Source organism: Oceanospirillum sp. (assembly GCF_982874595.1).
The window spans coordinates 21,422-46,472 of the sequence record NZ_CEYNZH010000024.1 but is presented as its reverse complement, the minus strand read 5'-3'; the positions used below and the strand labels follow the sequence as shown (position 1 = coordinate 46,472).

The window sequence follows — 25,051 nt, the reverse complement described above, 5'->3', positions numbered from 1 at the left end:
GGTGAGCGTAGCTCAGTTGGTAGAGCCCCGGATTGTGATTCCGGTTGTCGTGGGTTCGAGCCCCATCGTTCACCCCAGTTTCTGCTTCGGCAGAGTGTTTTAAGCAATCTTGGTTAAGGTTGTGCTTGTAAGTCGGGATATAGCGCAGTCTGGTAGCGCGCCTGCTTTGGGAGCAGGATGTCGGGGGTTCGAATCCCTCTATCCCGACCATTTTCTACCCATGCATCTGCATGTTTTGTGGTGAGCGTAGCTCAGTTGGTAGAGCCCCGGATTGTGATTCCGGTTGTCGTGGGTTCGAGTCCCATCGTTCACCCCAGTTTCTCTTCTGCAGAAACAGTTTTTATATGTCGGGATATAGCGCAGTCTGGTAGCGCGCCTGCTTTGGGAGCAGGATGTCGGGGGTTCGAATCCCTCTATCCCGACCATTCCTTTTGTTTTAGATCCCTTCTTTATTTTCTCTTAATAGTAACGTCTTGATTTTTATCGTCTTTGCACGTTTTCTGTGAGCCTGGCCGTCAGATATCTGAAGTCTGAATGTTTTTGCTATTTCTTTTCCCTTCAGATGCCCTGAAAGAGCGATAACCGCTTGCTTGCGAGTGTTTCTGCTCTTAAAATCTCATTCTTTCGGCTTATCTATAAAGAAGCATTAAAAGTATTGCGAGGATTTTTCATGCAAGTTTCCGTTGAAACGACTTCTGGTCTTGAGCGTCGCGTCACAATTCAGGTGCCAGCAGCGCAAATTGATGAAGCAGTTGAGGAGCGTCTGAAACAGACTGCTAAAAGCGCACGTATCAACGGCTTTCGTCGTGGCAAGGTGCCAATGAGCTTTGTTCGTCGTCAGTATGGCAACGAAGTGCGTGCAGAGGTTGTTTCCGAAGTTATGCGTACTAAGTACGTTGAGGCTATCACTCAGGAAAAGCTGAACCCAGCTGGTTATCCTGAAATTGATGCTTCTGTTAACGAAGCAGGTAAAGACCTGGAGTTTGTTGCAACTCTGGAAGTATATCCGGAAGTTGAAGTTGGTTCTGTATCTGACCTGTCTGTTGAGAAGCCAGTTGCTTCTGTGTCAGATGAAGATCTGGACAAAATGATCGAAGTTCTGCGTGAGCAGCAAGCTAAGTGGAACGAAGTTGACCGCGCTGCAACGGAGCAGGATCAGGTTAATATCGACTTTGAAGGTTTCATCGACGGTGAAGCATTTGAAGGTGGTAAAGCAGAAGGTCATGATCTGGGTCTGTCTTCAGGCACTTTCATCCCTGGTTTCGAAGCACAGCTGGTTGGTGCTAAAGCCGGTGACGAGAAAGACGTAAACGTGACTTTCCCAGAAGATTACCAGGCTGAGCAGCTGAAAGGTAAAGATGCCGTATTCAAGGTTAAGGTGAATAAAGTATCTGAGCAGCAGAAGCCTGAGCTGGATGAAGACTTCTTCAAGCTTTACGGTGTTGAAGAAGGTGGTCTGGAAGCATTCCGCGCTGATGTAAAGAAAAACATGGAGCGCGAACTGGAACAGACTATCAAGAACAAGGTTAAAGAACAGATCGTATCTGCTCTGGTAGAGCGTAACGAGTTCGATGTGCCTAAAGCTCTGATCAGCAATGAAATTGATGCTCTGCGTCAGCAGGCGGTTCAGCAGTTCGGTGGTCCATCAAATTTTGATGCGTCTGCACTGCCTGCAGAACTGTTCCAGGAACAGGCTGAGAAGCGTGTTAAACTGGGGCTTCTGATGGCTTCTGTTGTTGAAGCGAAAGAACTGAAAGCTGACGATGCAGCAATCCGTGTTTATGTAGAAAAACTGGCTGAGTCTTATCAGGATCCTCAGCAGGTTGTTGATTACTACATGAACAATGATCAGATGCGTCAGCAGCTGGAGTCTGCAGTGCTTGAAGAGCAGGTTGTTGAAAACCTACTGAATGAAGCATCTGTAAATGAAGTTGAAATGTCTTACGACGATGCCATTAAGCCTGCCGAGCAAAACGCTGAAGCTGCTTAATCTGCAAATATCGTTTTGACGACTTCATGGCCTGACCTCTATTATGGGGGTCAGGCATTTTTACTAAGGGAATATGCATATGAGCAATCCGCACGAGATTATAAATTCTGGCCTGGTGCCAATGGTTGTTGAGCAATCATCACGGGGCGAGCGTGCATACGATATTTACTCACGTCTCTTAAAAGAACGTGTGATCTTTCTGGTTGGTCCTGTTGAAGATCACATGGCAAATTTAGTCGTCGCTCAATTGCTGTTTTTAGAGTCCGAAAATCCGGATAAAGATATCCATCTCTACATAAACTCTCCGGGTGGCTCTGTAACTGCAGGTATGTCGATCTATGACACGATGCAGTTTATCAAACCAGATGTAAGCACTATGTGTATCGGTCAGGCGGCAAGTATGGGCGCGCTTCTACTGGCTGGCGGTGCTGAAGGTAAGCGTTACTGTCTGCCTCACTCCCGTATGATGATCCACCAGCCATTGGGTGGTTTCCAGGGGCAGGCTTCTGATATTGAGATTCATACCCGCGAGATTCTCACAATCCGCGAGAAGCTGAATAAAGTTTTGGCTCATCATACCGGTAAGCCGATCGACGAGATCGCAAAAGATACCGACCGTGATAACTTTATGGATGGTGAGACCGCAGTAGAATATGGGCTGATTGATAAAGTACTGAATCAGCGAACGCAGGGCTGATTGAGCGCTGTTGAATTTTAGCAGTAGCCTACGGGCTACTGCGATTGAGTAACCGAGGTAACGAATGGGCCAAAATGATTCCGGTAATGATGGCGGCAAGCTGTTGTACTGCTCATTCTGCGGAAAAAATCAGAATGAAGTTCGCAAGCTGATTGCCGGCCCTTCTGTTTATATCTGCGATGAATGTGTCGATCTTTGTAATGACATTATTCAGGAGGAGATTGCTGAAGATAAGCCAGAGGCTGAATCTGAGCGTTTACCTGTGCCTAAAGAGATACGTTCAACTCTGGATGAATATGTCATCGGTCAACCTAAAGCCAAAATGACTCTGGCGGTAGCGGTGTATAACCACTACAAGCGTCTGCGTCATGGCGGACGGACTAAGACTGATGTTGAGTTGGGTAAAAGTAATATTCTTCTGATTGGACCAACCGGTAGCGGTAAGACTCTGCTGGCGGAGACATTGGCCCGATTGCTGAATGTGCCCTTTACTATTGCTGATGCGACCACGCTGACCGAAGCCGGTTACGTGGGTGAAGATGTTGAAAACATCATCCAGAAACTGCTCCAGAAGTGCGATTACGACGTAGAGAAAGCACAACGCGGTATCGTCTATATCGATGAGATTGACAAGATCTCCCGTAAGTCTGATAACCCATCCATTACCCGTGATGTATCGGGTGAGGGTGTGCAGCAGGCACTGTTGAAGCTGATCGAAGGTACGGTTGCATCGGTACCGCCTCAGGGTGGCCGTAAGCATCCTCAGCAGGAGTTTCTGCAGGTTGATACCTCTAACATCCTGTTTATCTGTGGTGGTGCTTTTGCCGGTCTAGAGAAGGTGATTCAGGATCGTTCTTCTAAAGGCGGTATTGGCTTCTCGGCAGAAGTACAGAGCAAAGAGCTGGATAAGTCTGTTGGCGCTATGCTGCAGGATGTTGAGCCTGAAGATCTGGTTCGTTTTGGTCTGATTCCGGAGTTTGTTGGTCGTCTGCCTGTTGTGGCAACACTTCAGGAGTTGGACGAAGATGCTCTGGTTAAGATTCTGCGCGAACCCAAGAACGCTCTGACTAAGCAGTATGCTAAGCTGTTTGAGATGGAAGATGTTGAACTTGAGTTTCGTGATGAAGCGCTTCTGGCAGTTGCTCAGAAAGCGATGGAGCGTAAAACTGGAGCTCGTGGTTTGCGATCTATTCTTGAGTCAGTTCTGCTGCCGACAATGTATGATATCCCTTCATCTGAAGGCGTAAGTAAAGTTGTCGTCGATGACAATGTCATTCGAGGTGAGTCTGATCCTCTGCTGATATACAGTAATGACAGTGCAGATTTGGCCTCTGGAGACAAAGGCTGAATTCTGTATAGAAGAAGGGGCCTGTATGGCCCTTTTTTTTTGAATTGATTTTGCGGATGCCATTTAGTGGGCTGTTGGTAAATCACTTTGATCTAGCGATTGTTTTTTCACGCCAGATCAAGGGGTTGTATTATTTTTTTATGTCCCCATCTGCAAAAGATAAGTTTTCAACGTATTGGATTGGCCGGTACGTTCCGGTTTAGAGGTGGTTCTGCTATGGAGCAGAAACAAGCAAACGAAATTCTAGAAACGCAGACCCTGCCGCTGTTGCCTTTGCGGGATGTGGTTGTTTTCCCACAGATGGTGCTGCCTTTATTTGTTGGTCGTGAGCGCTCTATTCTTGCCCTGGAAGCAGCTATGGCTGACGGTAAGAAGGTTTTTCTTGCGGCCCAGAAAGAAGCAGGCGTTGATGAGCCTTCTTCAGACGATCTGTACAGTGTTGGTACCGTAGCCTCTGTATTGCAGCTTCTGAAGCTGCCAGATGGCACTGTAAAGGTTCTGATTGAAGGTGACGTACGTGCGGAGCTGAATGAAATCAAAGATAATGGTGACTTTCTTGAAGCTGAAGTCACACCGAGTGTTCAGGATGACCTCTCAGAGCGAGAATCAGAGAGCCTGTGCCATGTTTTGATGAATCAGTTTGAACAGTACACCAAGCTGAGTAAAAAAGTTCCTGCAGAAGTCCTGACGTCTCTGAAAAATATTACAGACCCAAGCCGACTGGTGGATACCATGTCGGCACATCTTTCCCTGAATGTTGCAGAGAAACAGAAGCTGTTGGAGTCCGCCAATGTGCGGGACCGTATTGAGCAGCTGATGACCTTTATCGAAACCGAAATCGATCTGCTAGAAGTTGAGAAGCGTGTTCGTGGTCGTGTTAAGCAGCAGATGGAGAAAAACCAGCGCGAGTATTATCTGAATGAGCAGATGAAAGCGATCCAGAAAGAGATGGGTGAGCTGGATAATGGTGCATCTGAGGCAGATGAACTGGCTGAACGCATTGAAAAAGCCGGTATGCCTAAAGATGCTAAGGACAAAGCGGAAGCAGAACTTAAAAAGCTGAAGATGATGTCTACCATGTCCGCTGAGGCTACCGTGGTCCGCAGCTACATCGACTGGATGGTAAGCCTGCCGTGGAAGAAGCGGTCCAAAGTTTCTCACGACATGGAGAAGGCCGAAGACGTTCTTGAGGCAGATCACTATGGTCTGGAAGAAGTGAAGGAACGTATTCTGGATTATCTGGCGGTTCAGAAGCGCGTTAAAAAGCTGAAAGGCCCTGTGCTGTGTCTCGTTGGTCCTCCTGGCGTCGGTAAAACCTCTTTGGGTCAATCTATTGCTAAAGCGACTAACCGCAAGTATGTGCGTATGGCGCTGGGTGGCGTACGTGATGAATCTGAAATTCGTGGTCATCGCCGCACCTATATCGGTTCTATGCCGGGCAAACTGCTGCAGAAGATGTCTAAAGTCGGTGTAAAAAACCCGCTTTTCCTGTTGGATGAGATCGACAAGATGGGTATGGATCACCGTGGTGATCCGGCTTCAGCCCTGCTTGAAGTGTTAGATCCCGAGCAGAACAGCAAGTTTAATGATCACTATCTGGAAGTGGATTACGATCTCTCCGATGTGATGTTCGTTTGTACGTCGAATTCCATGAATATCCCGGGTCCTCTGCTGGATCGTATGGAAGTGATTCGTCTGCCGGGCTATACGGAAGATGAAAAACTGGCGATCTCTGAGCGCTATTTGGTTAAGAAACAGTTTGAGCAGAACGGCCTGACAGACAAAGAGGTTACTTTTGATAAAGACGCTTTGTTAGAGCTGATCCGTTATTACACCCGGGAAGCCGGTGTACGTGGCCTGGAGCGAGAGATCGCAAAGGTCTGTCGTAAAGCGGTGCGCGAAATCATCAAGCGTGGTTCCGAAGGTTTCAGCGATCCGATTCAGCTGACTCAGGAAAAGATCGAAGAATATTGCGGCGTTCGTAAGTTCAGCTATGGCTTGGCTGATGAAGACAATCAGGTTGGCCGGGTTACAGGGCTTGCATGGACTCAGGTTGGCGGTGAGCTTCTTAATCTTGAAGCGGCGGCCGTTCCGGGTAAAGGTCGTACGATTCAGACCGGTTCTCTGGGCGATGTGATGAAAGAGTCGATCCAGGCTGCAATGACGGTCGTGCGTGGCCGTGCACAGGGTTGGGGAATCGATCCGGAGTTCTACGAAAAGAAAGATGTACATATCCATGTTCCTGAAGGGGCTACGCCGAAGGATGGTCCAAGTGCGGGTATCGGTATGGCGACCGCTTTGATCTCAGTTTTGTCCGGTATTCCGGTCAAGAGTACGGTTGCAATGACTGGCGAGATTACCCTGCGCGGTGAAGTGCTTCCCATCGGTGGGCTGAAAGAAAAATTGCTGGCTGCCCGCAGGGGTGGTATAAAAACGGTTGTTATTCCGGAGGAGAACCGTAAAGATCTGAAAGAGGTTCCGGACTCCATCAAAGGCGAACTGGATATTCGCCCGGTTAAGTGGATTGATGAAGTTTTAGAGATTGCTCTTGCAGACACTCCGGTCCCTTTTGTAGCGCCGATAGCCAAGGATGATGCTGCTTCAGGAAAAGATAAAGGATCTCAGGCAAGTACTCATTAGATTACTTGACGCTTAGAGGGTCTATTGGTATAAATTGCGCCTGTTTTTTTCTGCGTAAGCCACCAATAATCTACGCATTTGTTTTTGGCCGATTTGGCCGTATTGTTAAGGGGTGAAGAGTGAACAAGTCTGAATTGATTGATGCGATTGCAGCGTCTGCTGATATTCCAAAAGCTGCAGCAGGCCGTGCGCTGGATGCAATGATCGAAACTGTATCTGAGTCTCTGCAAAAGGGTGATTCAGTAGTATTGGTTGGCTTTGGTACTTTCTCTGTGAAAGAGCGTGCTGCGCGCACCGGTCGTAATCCTCAAACGGGTGCTCCGATCGAAATCAAAGCGGCCAAAGTACCTAGCTTCAAGCCAGGTAAAGCTCTGAAAGACGCTGTAAACTAAGATTTATCTTAGCGTAAAAGGTTTGGACCGGTAGTTCAGTTGGTTAGAATACCGGCCTGTCACGCCGGGGGTCGCGGGTTCGAGTCCCGTCCGGTCCGCCAAGTTGAAAAAAAGCACATCTCAAGATGTGCTTTTTTTTTACGTCTGATTTTATGATTTCTCGCTTGTACACTACTCTTCTGCTCGCTGCGTAACATTCCGCTGAATTTGTCATTCTATTTATTGTCACAGCATTTTGTATTGCTGCTCAGACAGTTATAATCAAATCAATTTTTGAATAACCATTCACAATTAAAACCCACAAGAGACATTTAAATGCTTCAGAACATCAGGGACAAGTCATCCAGCTGGGTGGTAAAAGTCATCGTAGGTTTTATTATTCTGACCTTTGCGATGTTTGGTCTTGACGCCATTGTTGGTGCGTTTACCGGAGGTGGCGATGAGGTTGCCACTGTTAATGACAAAAAGATCAGCCGTTACGAGCTGGAGATATCCACACAACGTCAGGTGCGTCAGGCTTTGGCTGAAATGGGCCCCGATGCCGATCCTTCTGCCCTGAACGAAAACCTGATTCGTCAACGCGCACTACAAACGCTGATTAATCGTGAAGCGGCGTTACAGGCTGCTAAAGAGGGCGGTCTGACGGTAAGTGAACTTCAGATTGATCGCCTGATCCTGTCGACACCGGAATTCCGAGGTTCAGATGGTGAGTTCAGTGCTGATCAGTTCAAGGTCATGCTGAGTAATGTCGGCATGGCCCCTCGCCAGTTCCGTGAAGAGCTGCGTAAGGATGTTTTGATCAATCAGCTTCAGGGCGGCATGAGCCTGAGTGAGTTTATGCCGGAGAAATATATCCGACAGGTAGTTGCTCTTGACAGTCAGACCCGCGATCTGCGTTTCATCGCATTAAAGGCCGATCAGCAAGAAGGCATCACTGTTTCTGATGCAGAGATTGAAGTTTACTATAATAAGAATCAGCAAGCTTTTGCATTGCCTGAACGTGTAAAACTGAACTATATACAGATCAGTCAGGATGATTTTGAAGCTGATGTGGAGGTTACTGAAGAAGCTTTGAAGAGTGCTTACGCCAGTTACCAGCAGCGAAGTGCCAGTCAGGCAAGCTATTATGCTTCTCATATTCTGTTAGATACAGAAAGTCGCTCTGAAAAAGAAGCAGTTGCTGAGCTTGAAAAAATTAAAGCTAGAGTTGAACAGGGCGAGTCTTTTGCTGAGCTTGCTAAAGAGTTTTCTGAAGATGTAGGTTCTGCTACAGATGGCGGTAAGTTGGGGCTTGTTGAGCCTGATAGTTTCGATGCGGATTTCGAAAATGCGCTCTTCTCTCTGAATGAGGGTGAGGTTTCTGCACCAGTCGTAACTGAATTTGGCGCCCATCTGATTTATCTTAATAATAAAGAGACTGTTGCTCTGTCCTCTTTTGAAGAAATAAAGCCAACTCTTGAAGCTGATTTGAAAGCTAAAAGAGCTGCTGAAAAGTACCTGCTTCTTACTGAGGAACTGGCGAATGCGAGCTTCGCATCAGCGGATCTTCAGGAGCCTGCTAAAGAACTGAAACTGACGGTTCAGAGTACTGACTATTTCTCAGCACAAGGTGGTGAAGGTATCGCTTCTCATCCGGCAGTTGTACGTGCGGCCTTCTCTGATCTGGTTAAGCAGGAAGAAGCTAACAGTGATCTGATTGAGCTGGATGATCACAACGCAGTTGTTATACGTGCTGTTGATGTAAAAGAACCCTCTGTTCGTCCTCTGGATGAAGTTGCTGAGCAAATCCGTCAGGCTTTGACTGTTGAGAAGCAGGTTGCAGCCGTTGAGGTTATAGCTGCTGAGCTGATTGCTCAGTCTGAAAATTCAGACCTCGAGGCAGCCGCTAAAGCTTCTAAACTGGATGTTGAGTCCGCGAAAGGAGTCTCCCGTGTCTCTCAGGATGTGCCGCGAGCAGTGGTTCAGCAAGCCTTTGCTCAACCTCAGGGTTCGGTAGAAAAGATTGTTGCAGGCGACACTGTTTATCTGGTTGAGGTAACCGGAGTTGATCAGCCTGAGATGTCAGAAGAGATTGTTGCTTTCTACGAGCAGGCTATTCATTTGTCGCAGGCTCGTAATACTACGCAGCAATTACGAACTGCTATTACAAATCAGGCTGACGTCACTCGTTTATGATTCGCTGAATTATGCAAAAAAAGGAAGCTCAATGGGCTTCCTTTTTTGTTCTTAGGTTAAAGTTAGGAATCATCATCAGCAAACGGATCTTCCATATCGCGCTGCTGCACCGTGCCGTTTGTTTCAGCATCGGCGGCATCTTCGTCGTCCAGCTCTGCTTCCGGCTCTTCTTCACGTTCTACAAACACGCGGTTTGCCGGTACGGCGATGATTTCCAGATAGAAACTCTGCCATTCCTGAGACTCAGCAAAGCTGATCTTTTCATTGATCTCGGCGGCGCGAATCACTTCAGCGTTGTCGGCATCGGCACCGAATTTACACTCAAACGCCCAGAAATCAGCGCCTTTCGGCAGGGGTTTGTTGCGTTCACGTTTCTGATACTTTTTGGCTTCGTTTTTGGCGGCTTCAATCAGACGAGGATATTTGATCTTCGGGTGGGAAAGCTTAAATGTCTTTTTCATTGGAATCCTGAGGCTTGAAATGGGTGATCAGCTTTTTACACGCAGTATTTTGCTGATCCCCTGAATTGCGCGGGCATCATAACGGATTTGTGTCTGTTGAGCTATGCAAACCCTTGCTTAACCTTTAATTTCAAAGCAGCCCCAGATCTATCGCTTTAAGTACCGCCCGGGTGCGATCCCGCACATCCAGTTTTCGGAGCACAAAGGAGACCTGATTGCGGATGGTGCCTTCTGACCGGCAGAGGGCGTTGGCGATCTCGCCGTTGGAATAACCGGCGGCGATCAGGCTCAGTACCTTGAGTTCGCTGCTGGTCAGGGGTTCCATCAGGGGACTCTGATCGGTATTTTGTTTAGGTGCTGCGGTCAGAATCCGGTCGGTAATACCGGGGGAGAGTGCCGTGCCGCCATTGGCCAGTGTTTCAATGGCGCTGGTCAGACGTTCCAGATTGATATCCTTCAGGGCATAGCCCTTTGCCCCCTGTCGAATACATTCCAGTGCCTGTTCCGTATCATCAAAGGTGGTCAGCACCAGCACCGGTTGTAGTAGCTGTGCTTCCCGCATCGCTTTTAAAACACCGATGCCATCCAGAACCGGCATACGGATATCTAGCAGTACGACATCGATCTCAAAAGAGGTATCCCTTAACACCTCAAGGGCTTCCTCGCCGTTAGCCGCTTCGGCCACCACCTGAATATTCTCTTTCAGGGCGAGAAGGCTTTTCAGCCCTTCCCGTAACAGCGTCTGATCATCAACCAGTAATACCTTGATCATAAGGCGAGTCCTTATCTGAATATTGCCTTTGGCGACCTTAAAACAGGTCGCTTTCAGTCGCGGGCAGTGCAACCTCTATTAAGAAGCCCTCGGCGTTGTGCCCGGCCTCTAATTCACCGGAAAACGGCGCAAAGCGCTCGGCCATGCCCTTAAGTCCATTGCCGGTCTGGTGACTGTGGGTCGGTTGTCTGGCCTTGAGATTACCGTTGTCCTGAATTCTGAGGCGAAGGCCCTGTGGTTCCTGCTGAAGCCGGATACTGATCCGGTCTGCGGCGCTGTGTTTCATACAGTTGGTCAGGGCTTCCTGAACCGTATGAAAGAGCGCCCCCGCAAGCTGGGCATTGCAGAGGGTCAGGTCCGGTTCGAGATCAAGATTCACCTCAAGTTTGGGCAGGTTGCTGCACAGGGTTCTGAGAGCGGTTGCCAGATCGATCCGGCGTTGTTCCCTCAGGGTACTGACGGAGCTGCGAACATCACTCAACAGTAACCGTGTGATCTGCTGTGCCTTGGCGATATGTTCCGGGGCTTGCTCGGTTTTGCAGTGGCTGGCCACTTCCAGCTGAATGCTCAGGCCGGTCAGGTGATGGCCTAAGGTATCGTGCAGATCCCGTGCGATTCTCAGGCGTTCATCCCGGGCGGCGGTGTCATGGAGCAGGGTCTGAGTGGCTTTCAGTTCCCGCAGCAGGTTCGCCGACTGGGCGCGGGCTTCCCGTTCAGAATGCAGGCGAATGGCAAACATATAGGCAAAGATGTTGTAGAGGGTAAAGGCAAGGCCGTTGATCAGGACATGGTTTTGGCCGCTGGCTCCGGCATCCCAGAGGGCGATCAAAAGTGGTAATAGAATCACAGGAATGATCTGTATCGGTTTTAAGCCGTAATCCACCAGCGCTACCAGATAGATAATCAGCAGAATAGCCACCAGCCCAATATGAAACAAGAGAAGCAGGCTGCACAGAACCAGAAGAGTCCCGATCAGTACTGGTTTTTGCAACCCAGGCCATCGCTGCCGGAAAAATTCCGTATAGACCATATACAGCAAAAAGAGAGTAAAGGCCCCGCATACCAGTGTGATATTCAGTGGATTCGGTTCCGGCAGATTGTCAGGCCTGATGTCCGCAATAACCCAGCTGTCGAAGGTGTAAAAGCCGACGAAGTCCCAGGTGAAAAGCGCCAGCAGAAACTCGTAATGGTTTTTCAGCTTAGTTTTCAGCCGGTGAAAGAGGCTTTTTTGTTCTGCCGCAGCCTTAGGGACAGCGCCTGACTGAAGCTTCAGCAGAGGCTGATTCTTATGGGGTTGATCCATCGGGTCTGTGATATCCGGGCTGTTTCTATCTGAAGATCGGACAGAAACTGTAGCCTTTTTAGACGCTTAAAGCGATGTGATAAATGTCACGATCCCCATCATGACATTTGCCACAAGTCACAGTTTTTTTACGTCCCTATACTTGCTTCCAACTCATTGTCAGTACCAATCATATAGGAAGCGACGCCCATGATTTTGTCCCGGGGAGTGTCTAAACCCGCCGCGTTTATTCAATCCATAGCTTTAAGCGGGCTTATTCTTACGATAGGCAGTTCAACGGCCAGTGCTCAGCCGATGGGGCAACCGCAGGCCTCGGATCAGGTACGCTGGGAGTTTGGAATAATGACAAGCCTTCTGGAGACGCCGTGGAAGGACTTATCCGCTCAGTCAACAGCATTACCTTTTATTAACGCGGAAGTGGGCAATTGGCGTTTTGGTCCTAAGTACGGTGTGGCTCAATACCTGATGAGACTGGATTCTGTTCAGTACGGGATTGGGCTGGGTTATCGGGATGAGAGTTATCAGAGTGACTGGATCCCGGGTTTTAAAACATCAGATACTCCTGAACTTGATGGTTATAAATCCGGCGGTGGCGATTTTACGCTTTTGGCGAGCGTGCGTTATCAGCGCCTTGCCTTAAAGCTGGAACAGGATATTTCCGATAACTCCAACGGCCTGACAGCAGAGGCTAAAATAGAGCACCCGTTATTCGGTCGGGGGCTGGGTTGGAACCTGAAGGCTCATGGTGGCATCTACTGGCAAAGTGAAGATTATGTGCAGCATCTGTACGGTATCTCCGGTAGCAATATTGATGCAGCCAAAGGGCGAACGGCTTATGCGCCGGAAAGTGCTTTGAACTCCTTTGTGGGTATCAACACCAGCTATATCTTTGATCGCCAGTGGGGGCTGCACGGCTTCTACCGGTTTGAGCATCTGGACGGGACTATTACTGACAGCCCCATCGTTGATGAGAAAAATAAACAGTCATTAGGATTGGTGTTGACCTATCGGATGTAACCCTTTATCCCAAGGGGATAGAATGATCTCATTGAGTTCCCCCAGAGAGTCCGGTATGCAGGAGAGCAGAATGGAACGTCGCCGTCGAATCAACACATCACGACCCGCTTTAAAAGCGTTCAGGCTGATGCTGGTAACAGCCTTGCTCATGTTGGCTGGGTTTCAGAGCGCATCGGCTGATACTTCCCAAAGTAATCCGCTGACCGCCAAACAGCTGCTGGATCATATCGATCAGCTCTGGCGGGGGAATACCTCTCACACGTTGATGCAGATGCAGGTGAAAACCCGTCGTTATCAAAGGACGATGGAGATGGAAGCTTGGTCCATGGGGGATGAGCATTCGTTAGTGGTGATTCAGCAACCCGTTAAGGACAAAGGCATTGCCACCCTCAAGGTGGAAGAGAATATCTGGAACTATCTGCCGAAGATCAACCGGGTGACCAAGGTGCCCGCCAGCATGATGTCCGGCTCCTGGATGGGCAGCCATTTCACCAATGATGATCTGGTGAAAGAGAGCCAGTTTGCCGAGGATTACAGCTCCGAGATCACCTTTAACGGTACGCGGAATGGTCGCGCCCTGTACGAGATTACCGCGATTCCTAAGCCGGATGCGGCGGTGGTCTGGGGTAAGGTGGTGATAGAGATCGATCAGCAGACACTGGCTCCGATCCGTACACTTTATTTCGATGAGCAGCAGTCTCTGATCCGTTCCATGTTGTTTGAACAGCTTCAGCAGATCGGGCGTTATCAGGTGCCTATGGTGATGCGGCTGATACCGGAATATAAACCCGGTGAATCCACCGTGATCACCTATAAATCCATCGAGTTTGATCTGCCACTGAATGCCCGTTTCTTCTCCCTGCAAAACCTGAAGCGTGGCCGCTGATATGACCCGTGAGTCTCTTGCTAAAAAAACGGGCCCTGCCGTTTCATCTTCCGTTTTGAGTCATCCCCGTATGCTGATCTTTATGGGGTGGCGCAATATCTGGCGCAATCCCGTGCGCAGTCTGCTGACGGTTTCTGCACTCGCGGGTGGTCTGATTATTGTGATTCTCTTCTCCGCTTTGCTGGAGGGGATGGCGCGCCAGATGGTGCATTACGCCACCAATCTCAGCAGTGGCCATATTCAGCTGCACCGGCAGGCTTATATCGATGATCAGGATCTTTATGCCACCTTGCCCTGGGACTATCTGGCTGAACTGGAACAGCGCTTCCCCGAGCTGGCATTTGCGCCCCGTTTGCAGGCAGCGGCACTGGCAAGTAGTAAGGACAGTTCTACTGGCGTCATGCTGCGTGCCGTTGATCCTGAGCGGGAAAGCAAGGTAACGGTTCAGCTGGATAAGATCGCAGAAGGGCGCTCTGATCTGAGTGGTTATCAGGTGCTGGTGGGCAAGAGCCTGGCGAAAAAGCTGGCCCTAAAACCCGGCAGTGAACTGATTTTGGTGACTCAGGCCGCCGATGGCAGTATCGGTAACGCGATTTATCATGTTGCCGGTATCCTGAAGCCTCTGGAGCCCGGTTTTGATCGCGCCGGAATCCTGATGTCCATTGAAAACTTTCAGCAGCTGATGGTGCTGGATAACGGTTTTCATGAACTTGCGGTCCATCTGGCACAGACTGAGCAGCTGCCTCAGATTCAGAAACAGCTGATTCAGGCCATGACTGACTTGCAGCAACAGAAGCCGCTGGATGAGTGGGGTGGCACTGCGGCTGTACGCAGCTGGAAACAGCTGACGCCCATGGTGGCGAATATGATGCAGATGAGCCAGTCCATGCTGTCGGTGATCGGTTTTATTATTGTCGGGCTGGCGTCTATGGGGCTGGTGAATACTCTCTTGATGGCACTGCATGAGCGACGTCATGAGTTGGGTATTCTGCGGGCGATCGGAATGAAGGGACGGCATCTGATGTTGCTGGTGCTGATCGAATCCTTCTTTCTTGCTTTGTTAGCCGCTGTGCTAGGGGCGGGGTTAGGTTCACTGGCGGGACTTTGGCTGGAGGCGCACGGTATCGACTTCAGTAGCCGTATGCCCGATGGGTATGACTGGGGCGGCATGGTGTTTGAGCCGGTGATGAATGCTTATCTTGATCTGTCTCAGGTGGCGGGTTTGAGCTTGCTGATGGTGGTGGTCGCCGTGGTGAGTTCTCTGATTCCCAGCTGGCAGCTGATCAGGCTGAAACCGGCGGAGGTGATGCGCTGATGTCTTATGATGTTCAAAACAAGGTGGGAAAAGGCCGTTCGGCGGGCTTGCCGCTGCAACTGTTACTACGGCTGGCGTGGCGCAATCTATGGCGGCATCGTAAGCGCACACTGATTACGCTGACCTCCATCGCCATTGGTTTTGCACTGGCGGTGATCTCCATCGGTATTGGTGATGGCAGTCACAACAGCATGATCCGCAATGCGATCACCCTGGGAAATGGCCATCTGGCGATTCAGCCGGAACGCTATCTTGAAGCACCCTCCAACAATCTGATGATCCCGGATAGCCAAAAACTGATGGATCGCCTTGATAAGCCGATGGCTGAGCTAAACCGTCAGGGTGTGCAGGTCAACGCAATTCCCCGAATCTCCCTGCAGTTGCTGGCCAGTACCGCCAATAACTCGGTGGGCGTTGGTTTGGAAGCGGTATCGGGGCAGGTAGTCGACCCAAGATCTGAACAGCTGAAGAAGGGGTTGATCAAAGGCCTGTGGCTGGCGGATGAGCAAACCAATGGCATCGTACTTGGGCAGGCACTGGCGAATAAACTGAAAGTTCGCCTCGGCAGCAAGGTGGTGCTGATGGCGGGGACGCAGGGCGGCGATACGACGGCGCAATTGGGTCGTGTGCGGGGCATCTTTCAGACCGGAATGGATGAGCTGGACAGTTATCTGATTCTCGCCCCCCTGGAACTCGGCCGACTGTTTCTGCAGGCAGAGATAACGGCAACAGGCACTGAAATTGAAACCGAAAACGCTCAGCCACTAACCCGAATCGCACTTTTTGTCGCCCCTGCCGATGGAGCCGATCTGGCGCAACAGCAGATCAATGACGCTTTGAGTGCGGAATTAAAAGCGCAGAATCTGGCGCTGCTGGACTGGCAAACCCTGATGCCGGATCTGGTGCAGTTTGTCGCGCTGGATGATGCCGGTAACTATGTCTTACTCCTGCTGATTCTGATTATGGTGCTGTTTGGCATCATCAATACGGTACTGATGAGCGTGTTGGAGCGCACCCGCGAGTTTGGTCTTTTGCGGGCTTTGGGGCTGGCGCGGATTCAGCTGATGTTGCTGGTCTGCTGTGAAGCCTTTCTGTTAAGCCTTTTGGCGCTGCTGTTTGGTTGGCTGTTGGGAGGCGGTTTGCATCTGGCGTTGTCCGCCAATGGTCTGGATCTCTCCGGCATGATGGGGGATAGCACCGCCATTATGGGTACCTATATGGATCCTGTGATCCGGCCGGAACTGTCGACCGATCGGGTGTTGCAGCTTAGTGGCGGTATTTTTCTGGTGACCTTGCTGTCTGGTCTGTATCCGGCGATTAAAGCCAGTCGGGTCGCACCCGTTGATGCACTTAAGACCTGATGCACTCAAGACCTGATGCGATTGATGACATCTATACAGGTTCCAGTATCGAATCGAATTTATAAGGATATCCCATGGCACTGTTAAGCCTGAGCAATATCAGCAAAATTTATCAGCAGGGCGAGCTGACAGTTCCTGCGCTGCAGAATGTGGATTTGCAACTGGAGCAGGGGGAGTTTGCCGCTCTGGTTGGCCCCTCCGGTTCCGGTAAAACCACCCTGCTGAATATTATCGGCGGGCTGGATACCCCTTCTGAGGGTGATGTGATGCTAAATGGTCGGGATATGACGCAACTCAGCGAGAGCGAGCTGTCAGATTTCCGCCTGTTTGAACTGGGCTTTATCTTTCAGGCCTATAATCTGGTGCCGGTGCTTTCCGCGCTGGAAAATGTTGAGCTGATTATGGTGCTGCAGGGCAGACCGGAAAAAGAGCGGCGTGAGCGGGCAGAGCACTTTCTGAATTTAGTCGGTCTGGCAGATCAGATGGATCGGCGTCCTTCCGGTTTGAGTGGTGGCCAGCAGCAAAGGGTCGCGGTTGCCCGTGCGTTAGCGGCAGGGCCGCGTCTGGTGCTGGCGGATGAGCCAACGGCGAATCTGGACTCTGAAAATGCTACTGCTCTGCTGGATATTATGTACACCCTGAGTCAGGACAAAGCGCTGCAAACCACCTTTCTGTTTTCTACTCATGATCCACGGGTAATGGAGCGCGCCAAGTGCATAATCACCCTGCGGGACGGTCGGATTGTCTCTGATGAAGCTTAAGAGAACGGCAGGAAGACTTATAGCACTTGTTCTGGCTGGTAGTTTAACCGCTGCTCAGACGGCACTTGCTGATAACAGGATGGCGGATCAGGCGGCGGTATCAGATGGGGCTGGCTGGTCTTTTGAGAACAGCGCCCGCCTGTCCGGTTACGGCGGGTTTTACGGTGCAGACAGCTCCGAACTGTTTGATAACCGCCAACAGCAGCTCAGTCTGCGCCTGATGAGTACGGGAAGCTCACCTGATCAGCAGCACACCCTAAGCGGACATTTGAAACTCCGGCATCAGACCTTTTCCTCACCGGCGATCGCTCACGGTGCATCTGAGCCAGCCATCGATTACTTTCGTGCCGCAGAGATGAGTGACAATCGGCTCTGGAACTCCTGCGATGAGGTGTCAAACGGAATCACCTGCTTTCAGGGCGGTTATGAGGTTGATCGGCTTCTCTATCGCTACCAACCGGATTCCGGTCAGTATCGGGTGAGCCTTGGGCGGCAGGCCATTGACTGGGGTACGGGGCGCTTCTGGCAGCCGTTAAACCTGTTTGGCAGCTTTGCTCCGACAGATCTGGATACCGATTATAAAGCCGGGCTTGATGGCCTGGTCGCTGAGTATTACCCCGGCTTCTTCTCAACACTGACTCTGGCTTATTTGCCCACTTCTCATGCTATGTCGGATAACCGATCCGCTGAGGATTCCCTGGCGTTGCATTACCGCACGCTGCTGGAATCCGGTGATGAACTGACTCTGCTGACCGGCAGAGTGCTTGAGCGCACTGCTCTGGGGGGCGCGTGGGAGAGCAGTTTTGATCTGGGGGAGACGCTCACCGGAATCGGCTCCCGGATCGAGGCGGTGGTTTATGAGCCGGACGCGTCTTTATCCAACTCTCAAGGCAAAACAGAAGAGCGTAGCGTCCAGATGATCGCTGGTGTTGATTACCAGACTCAGACCGATAACCCGCTCACCGACGGCATTCTTATCACGCTTGAGTATCTGCACAGCGGATCCGGTGCCGAAACGCCGTCGGAGCTTGAACCTGTCCGGCAGAGCGCGTTAGTGAAACAGGGCATTCAGCCGCAGTTGTCGCAACAGGTGATGGGGCTGGGTTTGGGCAAAACCCTGTCGCCCCTCTGGCAGGGCAATTACACCGGTCTGTTCAGCTCCTTGTCCGGTGGTGCATCTCAACTGCATCAGATCAGCGGGGTTTATTCCCTCAGTGATGAAAGCGACCTGATGTTGTCCCTGCTCTCCGGTTTTGGTTCAGGGGCTTCAGAGTTTGGGCCTTTGCCCACTTCCCTGTCGGCACGGCTTCGTCTCTATTTCTGACCCAATATTTCCAGGCATTCGATTCCCGTGATTTTTTTGTCTCGTTATACATAGGGGCCGATATTGGCAATCATCCTCGTCAGATATTCTTCCTTTTCACCTACCGGAGCGACATAGTGAAGCAGCTCCTTGGCCGCCTCAATTCCTTTCAGTTTGGCGGCGATCCAGCAGGCCAGATAGAAAGAGCTCATACATCCTCCGGATGTCGCAATATTTCCGTGTGCGCTGAAGGCCTGATCCAGAATCTCGATGCCGGATTCAGAGAGCCAGGGGGCTGTCGTCAGATCAGTGCAGGTAGGGATGCCTTCAAGCAGGCCTAATTGTGCCAATATCAGCGCCCCTGAGCATTGGGCACCAATAAGTTGCTGTGTCGGGTCTAGTCTGAGCTGGGACATCAGATGAGGGTTAAGCAGATGCTCGCGGGTTTTTGAACCACTGCCGATCAGTACTGCATCAGCGGTCGCAATTTCGTTGAGCGCTATCTGACGCTCAAGCTTTAGCCCTGTCATGGACCTGATCACAGGCTCCGGCGAGGCAATGGAGACACAGCTGGAGCTGCCATTGAGCCGACTGAGCATACTGTGTGCAATGAGGGAGTCGAGGGGGTTGAAGCCGTCCAATGTCAGGATTGCGATATGCATAGCGGGATATTCCTTGTACTGAATTAGGGTTGCAGCTCGTCATGCTAAATCACAAAATAATGACAATAAAAAAATTGTCATGGGTGTATTGAGATGGCTGAGCCTCGTTATAAAGCGATAGTGGATGACTACATCGAACAGATTCGGTGTGGAATACTGCCGCCGGGAACCCGCCTGCCAACCCATCGGGCATTAGCAAGAGAAAAAGGGGTTGCTCTGGTAACGGCTTCACGGGGTTATCAGGAGCTTGAGAAAATGGGTCTTGTCAGTGGTGAAGCGGGCAGAGGGACTTTTGTCCGCGATACCGAGCTGGCTCCGGGGCACGGGATTGATCAGCCTGAGAAAATTGAAGGCGCTCTGGATCTGAATTTTAATTCAGCACTTTTATCCGACCAGACCCAGCTGTTGAGGCTGGGGCTCAGACAGCTGGCGGCTTCCGGAGAGCTTGAGGCGTTACTGCATTATCAGCCTCACGGTGGGCGAATGCGCGACAGACGCATCATTTCAGCGTATATCCAGCGGCACGGTGTGTTTGTGAAGCCGGAGCAGTTGTTGATCGTTTCCGGTGCTCAGCACGGGTTGTCAGTGGCCCTTGAATCCCTCTTTAAACCCGGTGACGTGATTGCCGCAGATCAGTTCACCTATTCGGGTTTTAAGGTTGCTGCTGAAGAGCGTGGAATTGAGTTAGTTGCTATTCCAGCGAAGGCATCCGGCCCTGATCTATCGGTTCTGGAGCAGCTATGCGCCCGCAGACGGGTCTGTGGGCTTTATCTAATGCCGACGCTGCACAATCCGATGGGCTGGGTGCTATCGCATTCCGAAAGAGAAAGCCTGGTAGCGGTAGCCCGCAAACATGATCTGATCATCATTGAAGATGGTGTCTATGCATTTTTGCATGAGGGGGCGCCGGCCCCCATCGTCTCGCTGGCTCCTGAGCGCACCCTCTACGTTTCCGGGTTTTCAAAAAGTGCGGCAACCGGCTTAAGGGTTGGTTATGTGGCGGCTCCGGAAGAATGGATCCCCCGGCTGGAAAGAGCCATACGGATCAGTATCTGGAATACGCCTGCTCTTATGGTCGCCTTGGTCTGCCAGTGGATTCAGGATGGGACATTATCGCGGCTTGAGTCCGGCAAACGTCTGGATGCTGCTATCCGGCAAAACATGGCAAACGATGAACTGGCTGACTTTGATCTAACTGGCCATCCGAATGCTTATCATCTTTGGTTGCCGCTGCCGGAAGAGGTAAGAGCCGATCAGGTTGTAGCTGGATTGAAACGGGAAAGGGTGCTGGTTTCAACTGCAGAGCCCTTTACGATCAGTGCACATGTTCCTCATGCGCTGCGGATAGCATTAGGATCGGTGACTATCAAAGAGTTGCAGGAAGGTCTCAGGTCAATCAAGAAGACAATTGTACATCTGATGTATCCCTGAGTTTGCGGATATCACCCGGAGGGGGTTGAAGGTGACCGGCCAGTTCTTAAGTTGTGTTTTAGCGCAGCTTTTATAACTGACTGATTTGTTGGGTTTTTATTGTAATGCCTTTTATATCATGGGGTTAATTTGGCCTGAGCCGTTTAAACCTTTAACTGAATGAGATTTTTTCTTTTTCCGATCAACTTGTTAGGGTACCCGGACTTAAGACTTAAGTTGAATAACAAGGTGCCCTGATGAATTCCCGAACAAATCTTTTGATCCGCTCCTATTTCGCCAAATTATTCTCTGCTATTTTCCTGGTGCTCGCCCTTTCAATTGTAATCTCGCTGATTTTTGACATTGTTGATGATCTGCTTAAGGGCATCGGTTTTATGCAGATTTTCCTGGGCAGTATCAATACCGGGGTGATCGCCTTGGCTGTATTCGAGCTTGCACTGGTGATTCATAAGGAGTACTCCGGTGAAGAAGCAGAAGACGAAGACCCGGTCGCTGCTTTAAAGCGGACTATTCCCCGCTTTATCGGAACAGTTTGTGTGGCCTTGTCTCTGGAAGGGCTGATTATGGTGATCAAATACAGTCAGTTTGATCTGGCTGGTAACCTCTATTATCCGGTGGCGATTATTACCAGTACCGCCTTTCTGCTGATCGCTCTGGGTGTTTTTATCTTTTTAAGTGACAAAGTGAATGAGCGCGCTCACGCACCTGTGACTTCAGAGACGACACCGATTCAGAATGCGGCTCCCGTTGTTTCTGCAGAAGCGATGGTTCCGGGGGAAGGTAGTCATAAGGCAGCCTGAATGATTTCAGGCCCTTGCCCGTTAACAGGCGGCAGGTTCCTGAATCAGTTTTTACTTAAGAAATATGACATTAACGTTGCTTCTTAGAGGCTCAGATAGTTTAATGCCTGCCCAATGGGGCGGGCATAGTCTGCTGGTTTCATCGGCAACGGAAGCTATGTTCTGATTTGCAGGGACGGCAACGGTTTTAATTTTTCTTGCTTTCCTTTTGTATCCCCTGATATGACTTTCCGTGGCTCCAGCTTCGGCCCCCTAATTCAGTACAACCCTTCAGGCGACCAATCAGGACCGATTCTAAGAGTCGGGTAAAAGAAGTGAGGTTACTTTGAAATCGAAATCGATCCAGCCCACACAGATCGAACGAAAAATGCGTCAGGAAGATTTTATTGTCTCTAAAACTGATGCTAAAGGCAGAATTACCTACTGCAATCCGATCTTTATTGAATTTTCCGGATACACCGAGCAGGAACTGTTAGGTGTTCAGCACAACATCATTCGTCACCCCGATATGCCCCGAACAACTTTCAAACTGGCTTGGGATACAATCCAGAACGGTGAGGAGTTTTTTGCTTATGTGAAGAACATGAGTAAAGACGGCAGTTTCTACTGGGTGCTTGCCCATATGACACCGGATATTGGCCCGAATGGGCAGCCTAACGGTTATACCTCTGTACGCCGTTGTCCCCGTCGTGAAGCGATAGAGGCTATTGAACCTGTTTATGAGCAGCTCCTCGCTGCAGAGAAGGCTGCGGGTTCCAAAAGTGCTTTGGATGCTGGTCTTCAGCTGCTGAACAATGTATTGAAACAGGAGGGTAAAAGTTATGAAGAACTGGTTCTCACAATCTAGTCGTTATCTTTTACCGGCAATTCTTCTGATTGCGGGCAGTGTGCTTTCGTTATGGTTTTCGTCAGCGGCCATGATTTCCGGCCTTCTGGCTGCAGTCTGGCTAGTTGGTCTGGCATTTAATCCCCGTAAGAATCCCGAAGTCACCCAGATCCGAACACTTTTTGAAAAGGTTGCTGACGGGCAACTGGAGCAGCGTTTGCCGCAGTCTATGGCTGATCCTGAACTGGACCAGCTACGCATTAGTATTAATTCTGCACTGGATCAGACCGAAACCGCCTTCCGTGAGATTCTCGGGGCGATTCAGGCCTCGGGCAACGGTCACTATTTTCGTAAACTTCAGGTGACCGGCTTGCATGGCACCTTCCGGAGTGTGTTGTCAGAAATCCAGCTGGTACTGGATGAGGTACACAGAACTCAGGAGATTGTCGACCGGGAATCCCTGCTGTCACGTATCTTTCTTCGGTCAGAGCGGGGCATGTCTTCGGCAATGGATACCACCAATGCAACACTGGAGAATGTGAATGAGCAAGCGGGGCATATCGCCAGTTTCTCGCACAATTTCTCTGAGACAGCGCAAGAGATGGTGGATGCTGCAGAGAAAATGTCGCAGGCTTTGATGGAAGCAGGGCAGTCGGCGGAATCGAGTTTCTCAGCCTTGCAGGCTCTGACAGATGCCGCGGCAGATATCCGTAATCGAAGTTCACAGATTGATGAACTGGCTTCGCAGACCAATCTGTTGGCATTGAATGCTGCCATTGAAGCAGCCCGGGCCGGAGAAGTCGGACGGGGCTTTGCTGTCGTTGCAGATGAAGTACGAAGTCTCGCGGATCAGTCTCAGGGGACTGCTCAGCAGATATCCTCTTCCATTAAAATTATGATGGATACGCTGTCTTCCATGGCAACCCGATTTGAAGCTCTGCGCGTGGCAGTTGATGAGGCGCGAGAGACTTCGGGTATCTTTGGTGAAACACTGAAACAGTCTGCAGAGTCGGCTAATGCCGTTGATCATCAGGCTAATCAGATCAATCAGCTGGCGGATGTGATGAGCGGCTCTATGAAACTTCTGCGTAGCGCGCAGAAGGCTCGTGCTGATGTTAATGCGATTCTGAACGGCAAACCGATTGAGATTCGTAACCTGTCGGATATTGAACAGAAAGCGATCGATTTAGCTGAAGAGGGACGCTGGTCAAAAGAGAGTAGAGACCGGGAAGCCCTTGTCGGTATTTATGATCAGGTGTTCTCTGATATTGAACGCCAGCTGAGTGGATTACGGTAGTCGGTGGTGTCCTCGCTTGGTTGACAAGCGCCCTGTTATCACTTGAGGTAACAGGGCTTTTTTCGGCCTATTACCCACCAACAAGAAGGTGATTATCTATCCCATTAAACCGGTCGCAACTCTGAATCAGGCTGTTCGCGGTCAGGGATGGAACACCATAAACCTCTGTTTGTGTGCCAAATCTGTGCTTTACCCGCTCCAGCAGCTGATCAAAATCACCATCACCGGAAAGCAGAATCACCTTGTCCGCGTCGGATGCCTGTTCATACAGGTCTAAGGTGATACCGACATCCCAGTCACCCTTGGCTGAACCATCACTACGCTGGATAAAGGGCTTGAGCTTAACCTCAAAGCCAATATGTTTTAGCGCCTGCTGAAATTTTTGTTGGCCGATATCCTGACTGCTGATGGCGTAAGCGGTGGCGTGCACAATGTCGCCCTCGTGCTGTATCTTCTGCCAGAAGCGCCGGTAATCAAAAGAGCGCCCGTAGGCTTGTCGGGTGGTGTAATAAATATTCTGGATATCCGCAAAGATAGCAATCCGTGGCATAGTCAGCCTTAATGATAAAAGTGTTGGCTCACGGTACAGCATCTTTCCTGAAGGTTAAACTGCTTCAGCGTCTGACATAGGGCTACCTTGTGTTTAGTGCTAAGATGCTGGCTCTTTAGGTTACTGCCGGGTTGAGGATGCGTCGTGATTATTCATAAAAGAGCCGGATTTCTTACGTTATTGCTGACGATGCGGGGCTCTGTTGTTCCCCGGGTTTTGCCGCAGATGATCCTATTAGCGCTGTTTTCATCCGGCATCGTTCTGATCTATCAGTATCACACCGTTGAACTGCCTGAATTCAGCCTGACTCCTTTTACCTTATTGGGTATCGCACTGTCGCTGTTTCTGGGCTTTCGCAATAACGCAGCCTACGATCGTTGGTGGGAAGGGCGTAAATTATGGGGCAGTCTTGTTTATGAAACCCGCGCGATTGGCAGGGCCACAGAATTGCTTTTGCTGCCGGAAGAATCCCGTAAACCTCTCTTGAAACTGACCGCTGCCTTTTCGCACACGCTTTGCCAGAGTTTACGCCCTGGCTCAGATTCCGGCCCGGCTATCGCAGATCTGCTTGATGCAAAGACCACCGCCCGGCTCATGGCGACAGCGAATCCATCAGATGCGATTCTCAGGGAGATGACCGCAATTATCGCCAAAGTGCATCAACAAGGTGGGTTGGATACCGTTGCTGTAAGTATGCTGGATAAGCATCTGACTTCTCTGGCTGGTATTCAGGCGGGGCTTGAACGGTTGTCGAATACACCCTTACCTTTTGCATTCACTTTGCTGGCACATCGCACGGCATACATCTACTGCTTCCTGTTGCCCTTGGGGTTGGTGAGTAATGCACTCTGGCTGACGCCTTTTTTTACCGCGTTGGTGGCTTACTGTTTTTTTGGGTTAGATGCTCTGTCTGAAGAGTTGGAGTACCCCTTCACCAAAGAAGGGGCAAATCATTTGCCGTTGGAAGCGATGTGTCGGGTCAATGAGATCTCAGTGGCGGAAGCCCTTGGAGAAGAGCCTCCGGAAGCCTTGCAGCCGATCAGGCATATTCTCAGCTGATGCCG

At 50.3% G+C, this 25,051-nt stretch carries 22 protein-coding genes and 5 tRNA genes; 22 read left to right on the top strand and 5 right to left on the bottom strand.

The window, feature by feature from the left end; all coding sequences use genetic code 11:
- The first annotated feature begins 1 nt into the window (after position 1).
- The 11 genes from AC4GL5_RS11410 to AC4GL5_RS11360 all read left to right on the top strand — a co-directional run bounded on the left by AC4GL5_RS11410 (position 2) and on the right by AC4GL5_RS11360 (position 9,242).
- A tRNA-His gene (locus tag AC4GL5_RS11410) sits at positions 2–77 on the top strand.
- Between the two features lie 56 nt (positions 78–133).
- Positions 134–210 (top strand) — tRNA-Pro (locus tag AC4GL5_RS11405).
- A gap of 30 nt (positions 211–240) precedes the next feature.
- Positions 241–316: transfer RNA gene (locus tag AC4GL5_RS11400), tRNA-His, on the top strand.
- Between the two features lie 32 nt (positions 317–348).
- Positions 349–425, top strand: a tRNA-Pro gene (locus AC4GL5_RS11395).
- A 245-nt stretch (positions 426–670) separates the two neighbouring features.
- A complete protein-coding gene (gene tig, locus AC4GL5_RS11390) occupies positions 671–1,990 on the top strand; it encodes a trigger factor (protein ID WP_490382909.1) in 1,320 nt (439 codons plus the stop codon).
- Between the two features lie 79 nt (positions 1,991–2,069).
- Positions 2,070–2,687, top strand: a complete 618-nt coding sequence (clpP, locus tag AC4GL5_RS11385; protein WP_490382908.1) for an ATP-dependent Clp endopeptidase proteolytic subunit ClpP — start codon at positions 2,070–2,072, stop codon at positions 2,685–2,687.
- Positions 2,688–2,751: 64 nt separating this feature from the next.
- A complete protein-coding gene (gene clpX, locus AC4GL5_RS11380; RefSeq protein WP_490382907.1) occupies positions 2,752–4,035 on the top strand; it encodes an ATP-dependent Clp protease ATP-binding subunit ClpX in 1,284 nt (427 codons plus the stop codon).
- A 216-nt stretch (positions 4,036–4,251) separates the two neighbouring features.
- A complete protein-coding gene (gene lon, locus AC4GL5_RS11375; RefSeq protein WP_490382906.1) occupies positions 4,252–6,675 on the top strand; it encodes an endopeptidase La in 2,424 nt (807 codons plus the stop codon).
- 119 nt (positions 6,676–6,794) lie between these two features.
- On the top strand, positions 6,795–7,067 hold the full coding sequence (locus AC4GL5_RS11370) for an HU family DNA-binding protein (RefSeq protein ID WP_028303739.1): 273 nt from the start codon (positions 6,795–6,797) through the stop codon (positions 7,065–7,067).
- A gap of 24 nt (positions 7,068–7,091) precedes the next feature.
- Positions 7,092–7,168: transfer RNA gene (locus AC4GL5_RS11365), tRNA-Asp, on the top strand.
- A 214-nt stretch (positions 7,169–7,382) separates the two neighbouring features.
- Positions 7,383–9,242, top strand: a complete 1,860-nt coding sequence (locus AC4GL5_RS11360) for a SurA N-terminal domain-containing protein (RefSeq protein WP_490382905.1) — start codon at positions 7,383–7,385, stop codon at positions 9,240–9,242.
- A gap of 62 nt (positions 9,243–9,304) precedes the next feature.
- Here the strand turns inward: AC4GL5_RS11360 and AC4GL5_RS11355 are convergent, their stop codons facing one another.
- From AC4GL5_RS11355 to AC4GL5_RS11345, 3 genes are all read right to left on the bottom strand, one after another.
- On the bottom strand, positions 9,305–9,703 hold the full coding sequence (locus AC4GL5_RS11355) for a DUF6172 family protein (protein WP_490382904.1): 399 nt from the start codon (positions 9,701–9,703) through the stop codon (positions 9,305–9,307).
- Between the two features lie 130 nt (positions 9,704–9,833).
- Positions 9,834–10,475 (bottom strand): response regulator, encoded by a 642-nt coding sequence (locus tag AC4GL5_RS11350; RefSeq protein WP_490382903.1) that lies wholly within the window; start codon positions 10,473–10,475, stop codon positions 9,834–9,836.
- Between the two features lie 37 nt (positions 10,476–10,512).
- The gene (locus AC4GL5_RS11345) at positions 10,513–11,778 is read right to left on the bottom strand and encodes a sensor histidine kinase (protein ID WP_490382902.1); all 1,266 of its coding nucleotides are present in this window, start codon (positions 11,776–11,778) and stop codon (positions 10,513–10,515) included.
- 342 nt (positions 11,779–12,120) lie between these two features.
- Between AC4GL5_RS11345 and AC4GL5_RS11340 the strand changes: the two genes are divergently transcribed.
- The 6 genes from AC4GL5_RS11340 to AC4GL5_RS11315 all read left to right on the top strand — a co-directional run bounded on the left by AC4GL5_RS11340 (position 12,121) and on the right by AC4GL5_RS11315 (position 18,442).
- Positions 12,121–12,795 carry a MipA/OmpV family protein gene (locus AC4GL5_RS11340; RefSeq protein ID WP_490382901.1) on the top strand — a complete coding sequence of 225 codons (675 nt, stop codon included), beginning with the start codon at positions 12,121–12,123 and terminating at the stop codon, positions 12,793–12,795.
- Positions 12,796–12,817: 22 nt separating this feature from the next.
- The gene (locus tag AC4GL5_RS11335; RefSeq protein ID WP_490382900.1) at positions 12,818–13,681 is read left to right on the top strand and encodes an outer membrane lipoprotein-sorting protein; all 864 of its coding nucleotides are present in this window, start codon (positions 12,818–12,820) and stop codon (positions 13,679–13,681) included.
- A gap of 1 nt (position 13,682) precedes the next feature.
- Positions 13,683–14,996 (top strand): ABC transporter permease, encoded by a 1,314-nt coding sequence (locus tag AC4GL5_RS11330; RefSeq protein WP_490382899.1) that lies wholly within the window; start codon positions 13,683–13,685, stop codon positions 14,994–14,996.
- Complete coding sequence (locus tag AC4GL5_RS11325; protein WP_490382898.1) at positions 14,996–16,357, top strand: FtsX-like permease family protein; 1,362 nt, start codon at positions 14,996–14,998, stop codon at positions 16,355–16,357. Before AC4GL5_RS11330 ends, AC4GL5_RS11325 begins: the two co-directional genes overlap by 1 nt.
- Positions 16,358–16,431: 74 nt before the next feature.
- Entirely contained in the window at positions 16,432–17,118 is a 687-nt protein-coding gene (locus AC4GL5_RS11320; RefSeq protein ID WP_490382897.1) for an ABC transporter ATP-binding protein, read from the top strand.
- Positions 17,108–18,442 (top strand): hypothetical protein, encoded by a 1,335-nt coding sequence (locus AC4GL5_RS11315; RefSeq protein ID WP_490382896.1) that lies wholly within the window; start codon positions 17,108–17,110, stop codon positions 18,440–18,442. Before AC4GL5_RS11320 ends, AC4GL5_RS11315 begins: the two co-directional genes overlap by 11 nt.
- Before the next feature lie 44 nt (positions 18,443–18,486).
- Here the strand turns inward: AC4GL5_RS11315 and AC4GL5_RS11310 are convergent, their stop codons facing one another.
- Positions 18,487–19,083 carry a DJ-1/PfpI family protein gene (locus AC4GL5_RS11310; protein WP_490382895.1) on the bottom strand — a complete coding sequence of 199 codons (597 nt, stop codon included), beginning with the start codon at positions 19,081–19,083 and terminating at the stop codon, positions 18,487–18,489.
- Positions 19,084–19,176: 93 nt separating this feature from the next.
- On the opposite strand from AC4GL5_RS11310, the gene AC4GL5_RS11305 reads away from it, so the two are divergent.
- From AC4GL5_RS11305 to AC4GL5_RS11290, 4 genes are all read left to right on the top strand, one after another.
- A complete protein-coding gene (locus AC4GL5_RS11305; RefSeq protein WP_490382894.1) occupies positions 19,177–20,514 on the top strand; it encodes an aminotransferase-like domain-containing protein in 1,338 nt (445 codons plus the stop codon).
- 236 nt (positions 20,515–20,750) lie between these two features.
- The gene (locus AC4GL5_RS11300; protein WP_490382893.1) at positions 20,751–21,314 is read left to right on the top strand and encodes a hypothetical protein; all 564 of its coding nucleotides are present in this window, start codon (positions 20,751–20,753) and stop codon (positions 21,312–21,314) included.
- 325 nt (positions 21,315–21,639) lie between these two features.
- Positions 21,640–22,161, top strand: coding sequence for a PAS domain-containing protein (locus AC4GL5_RS11295; protein ID WP_490382892.1), 522 nt, complete (start codon positions 21,640–21,642; stop codon positions 22,159–22,161).
- Positions 22,136–23,437, top strand: a complete 1,302-nt coding sequence (locus AC4GL5_RS11290; protein ID WP_490382891.1) for a methyl-accepting chemotaxis protein — start codon at positions 22,136–22,138, stop codon at positions 23,435–23,437. Before AC4GL5_RS11295 ends, AC4GL5_RS11290 begins: the two co-directional genes overlap by 26 nt.
- A gap of 70 nt (positions 23,438–23,507) precedes the next feature.
- Here the strand turns inward: AC4GL5_RS11290 and AC4GL5_RS11285 are convergent, their stop codons facing one another.
- Positions 23,508–23,987, bottom strand: a complete 480-nt coding sequence (locus AC4GL5_RS11285; protein WP_490382890.1) for a LabA-like NYN domain-containing protein — start codon at positions 23,985–23,987, stop codon at positions 23,508–23,510.
- A 144-nt stretch (positions 23,988–24,131) separates the two neighbouring features.
- Here AC4GL5_RS11285 and AC4GL5_RS11280 point away from each other — a divergent pair, with 144 nt between their 5' ends.
- Positions 24,132–25,046: a bestrophin family protein gene (locus AC4GL5_RS11280; RefSeq protein WP_490382889.1), complete on the top strand. Its 915-nt coding sequence runs from the start codon at positions 24,132–24,134 to the stop codon at positions 25,044–25,046.
- Positions 25,047–25,051: the final 5 nt, after the last annotated feature.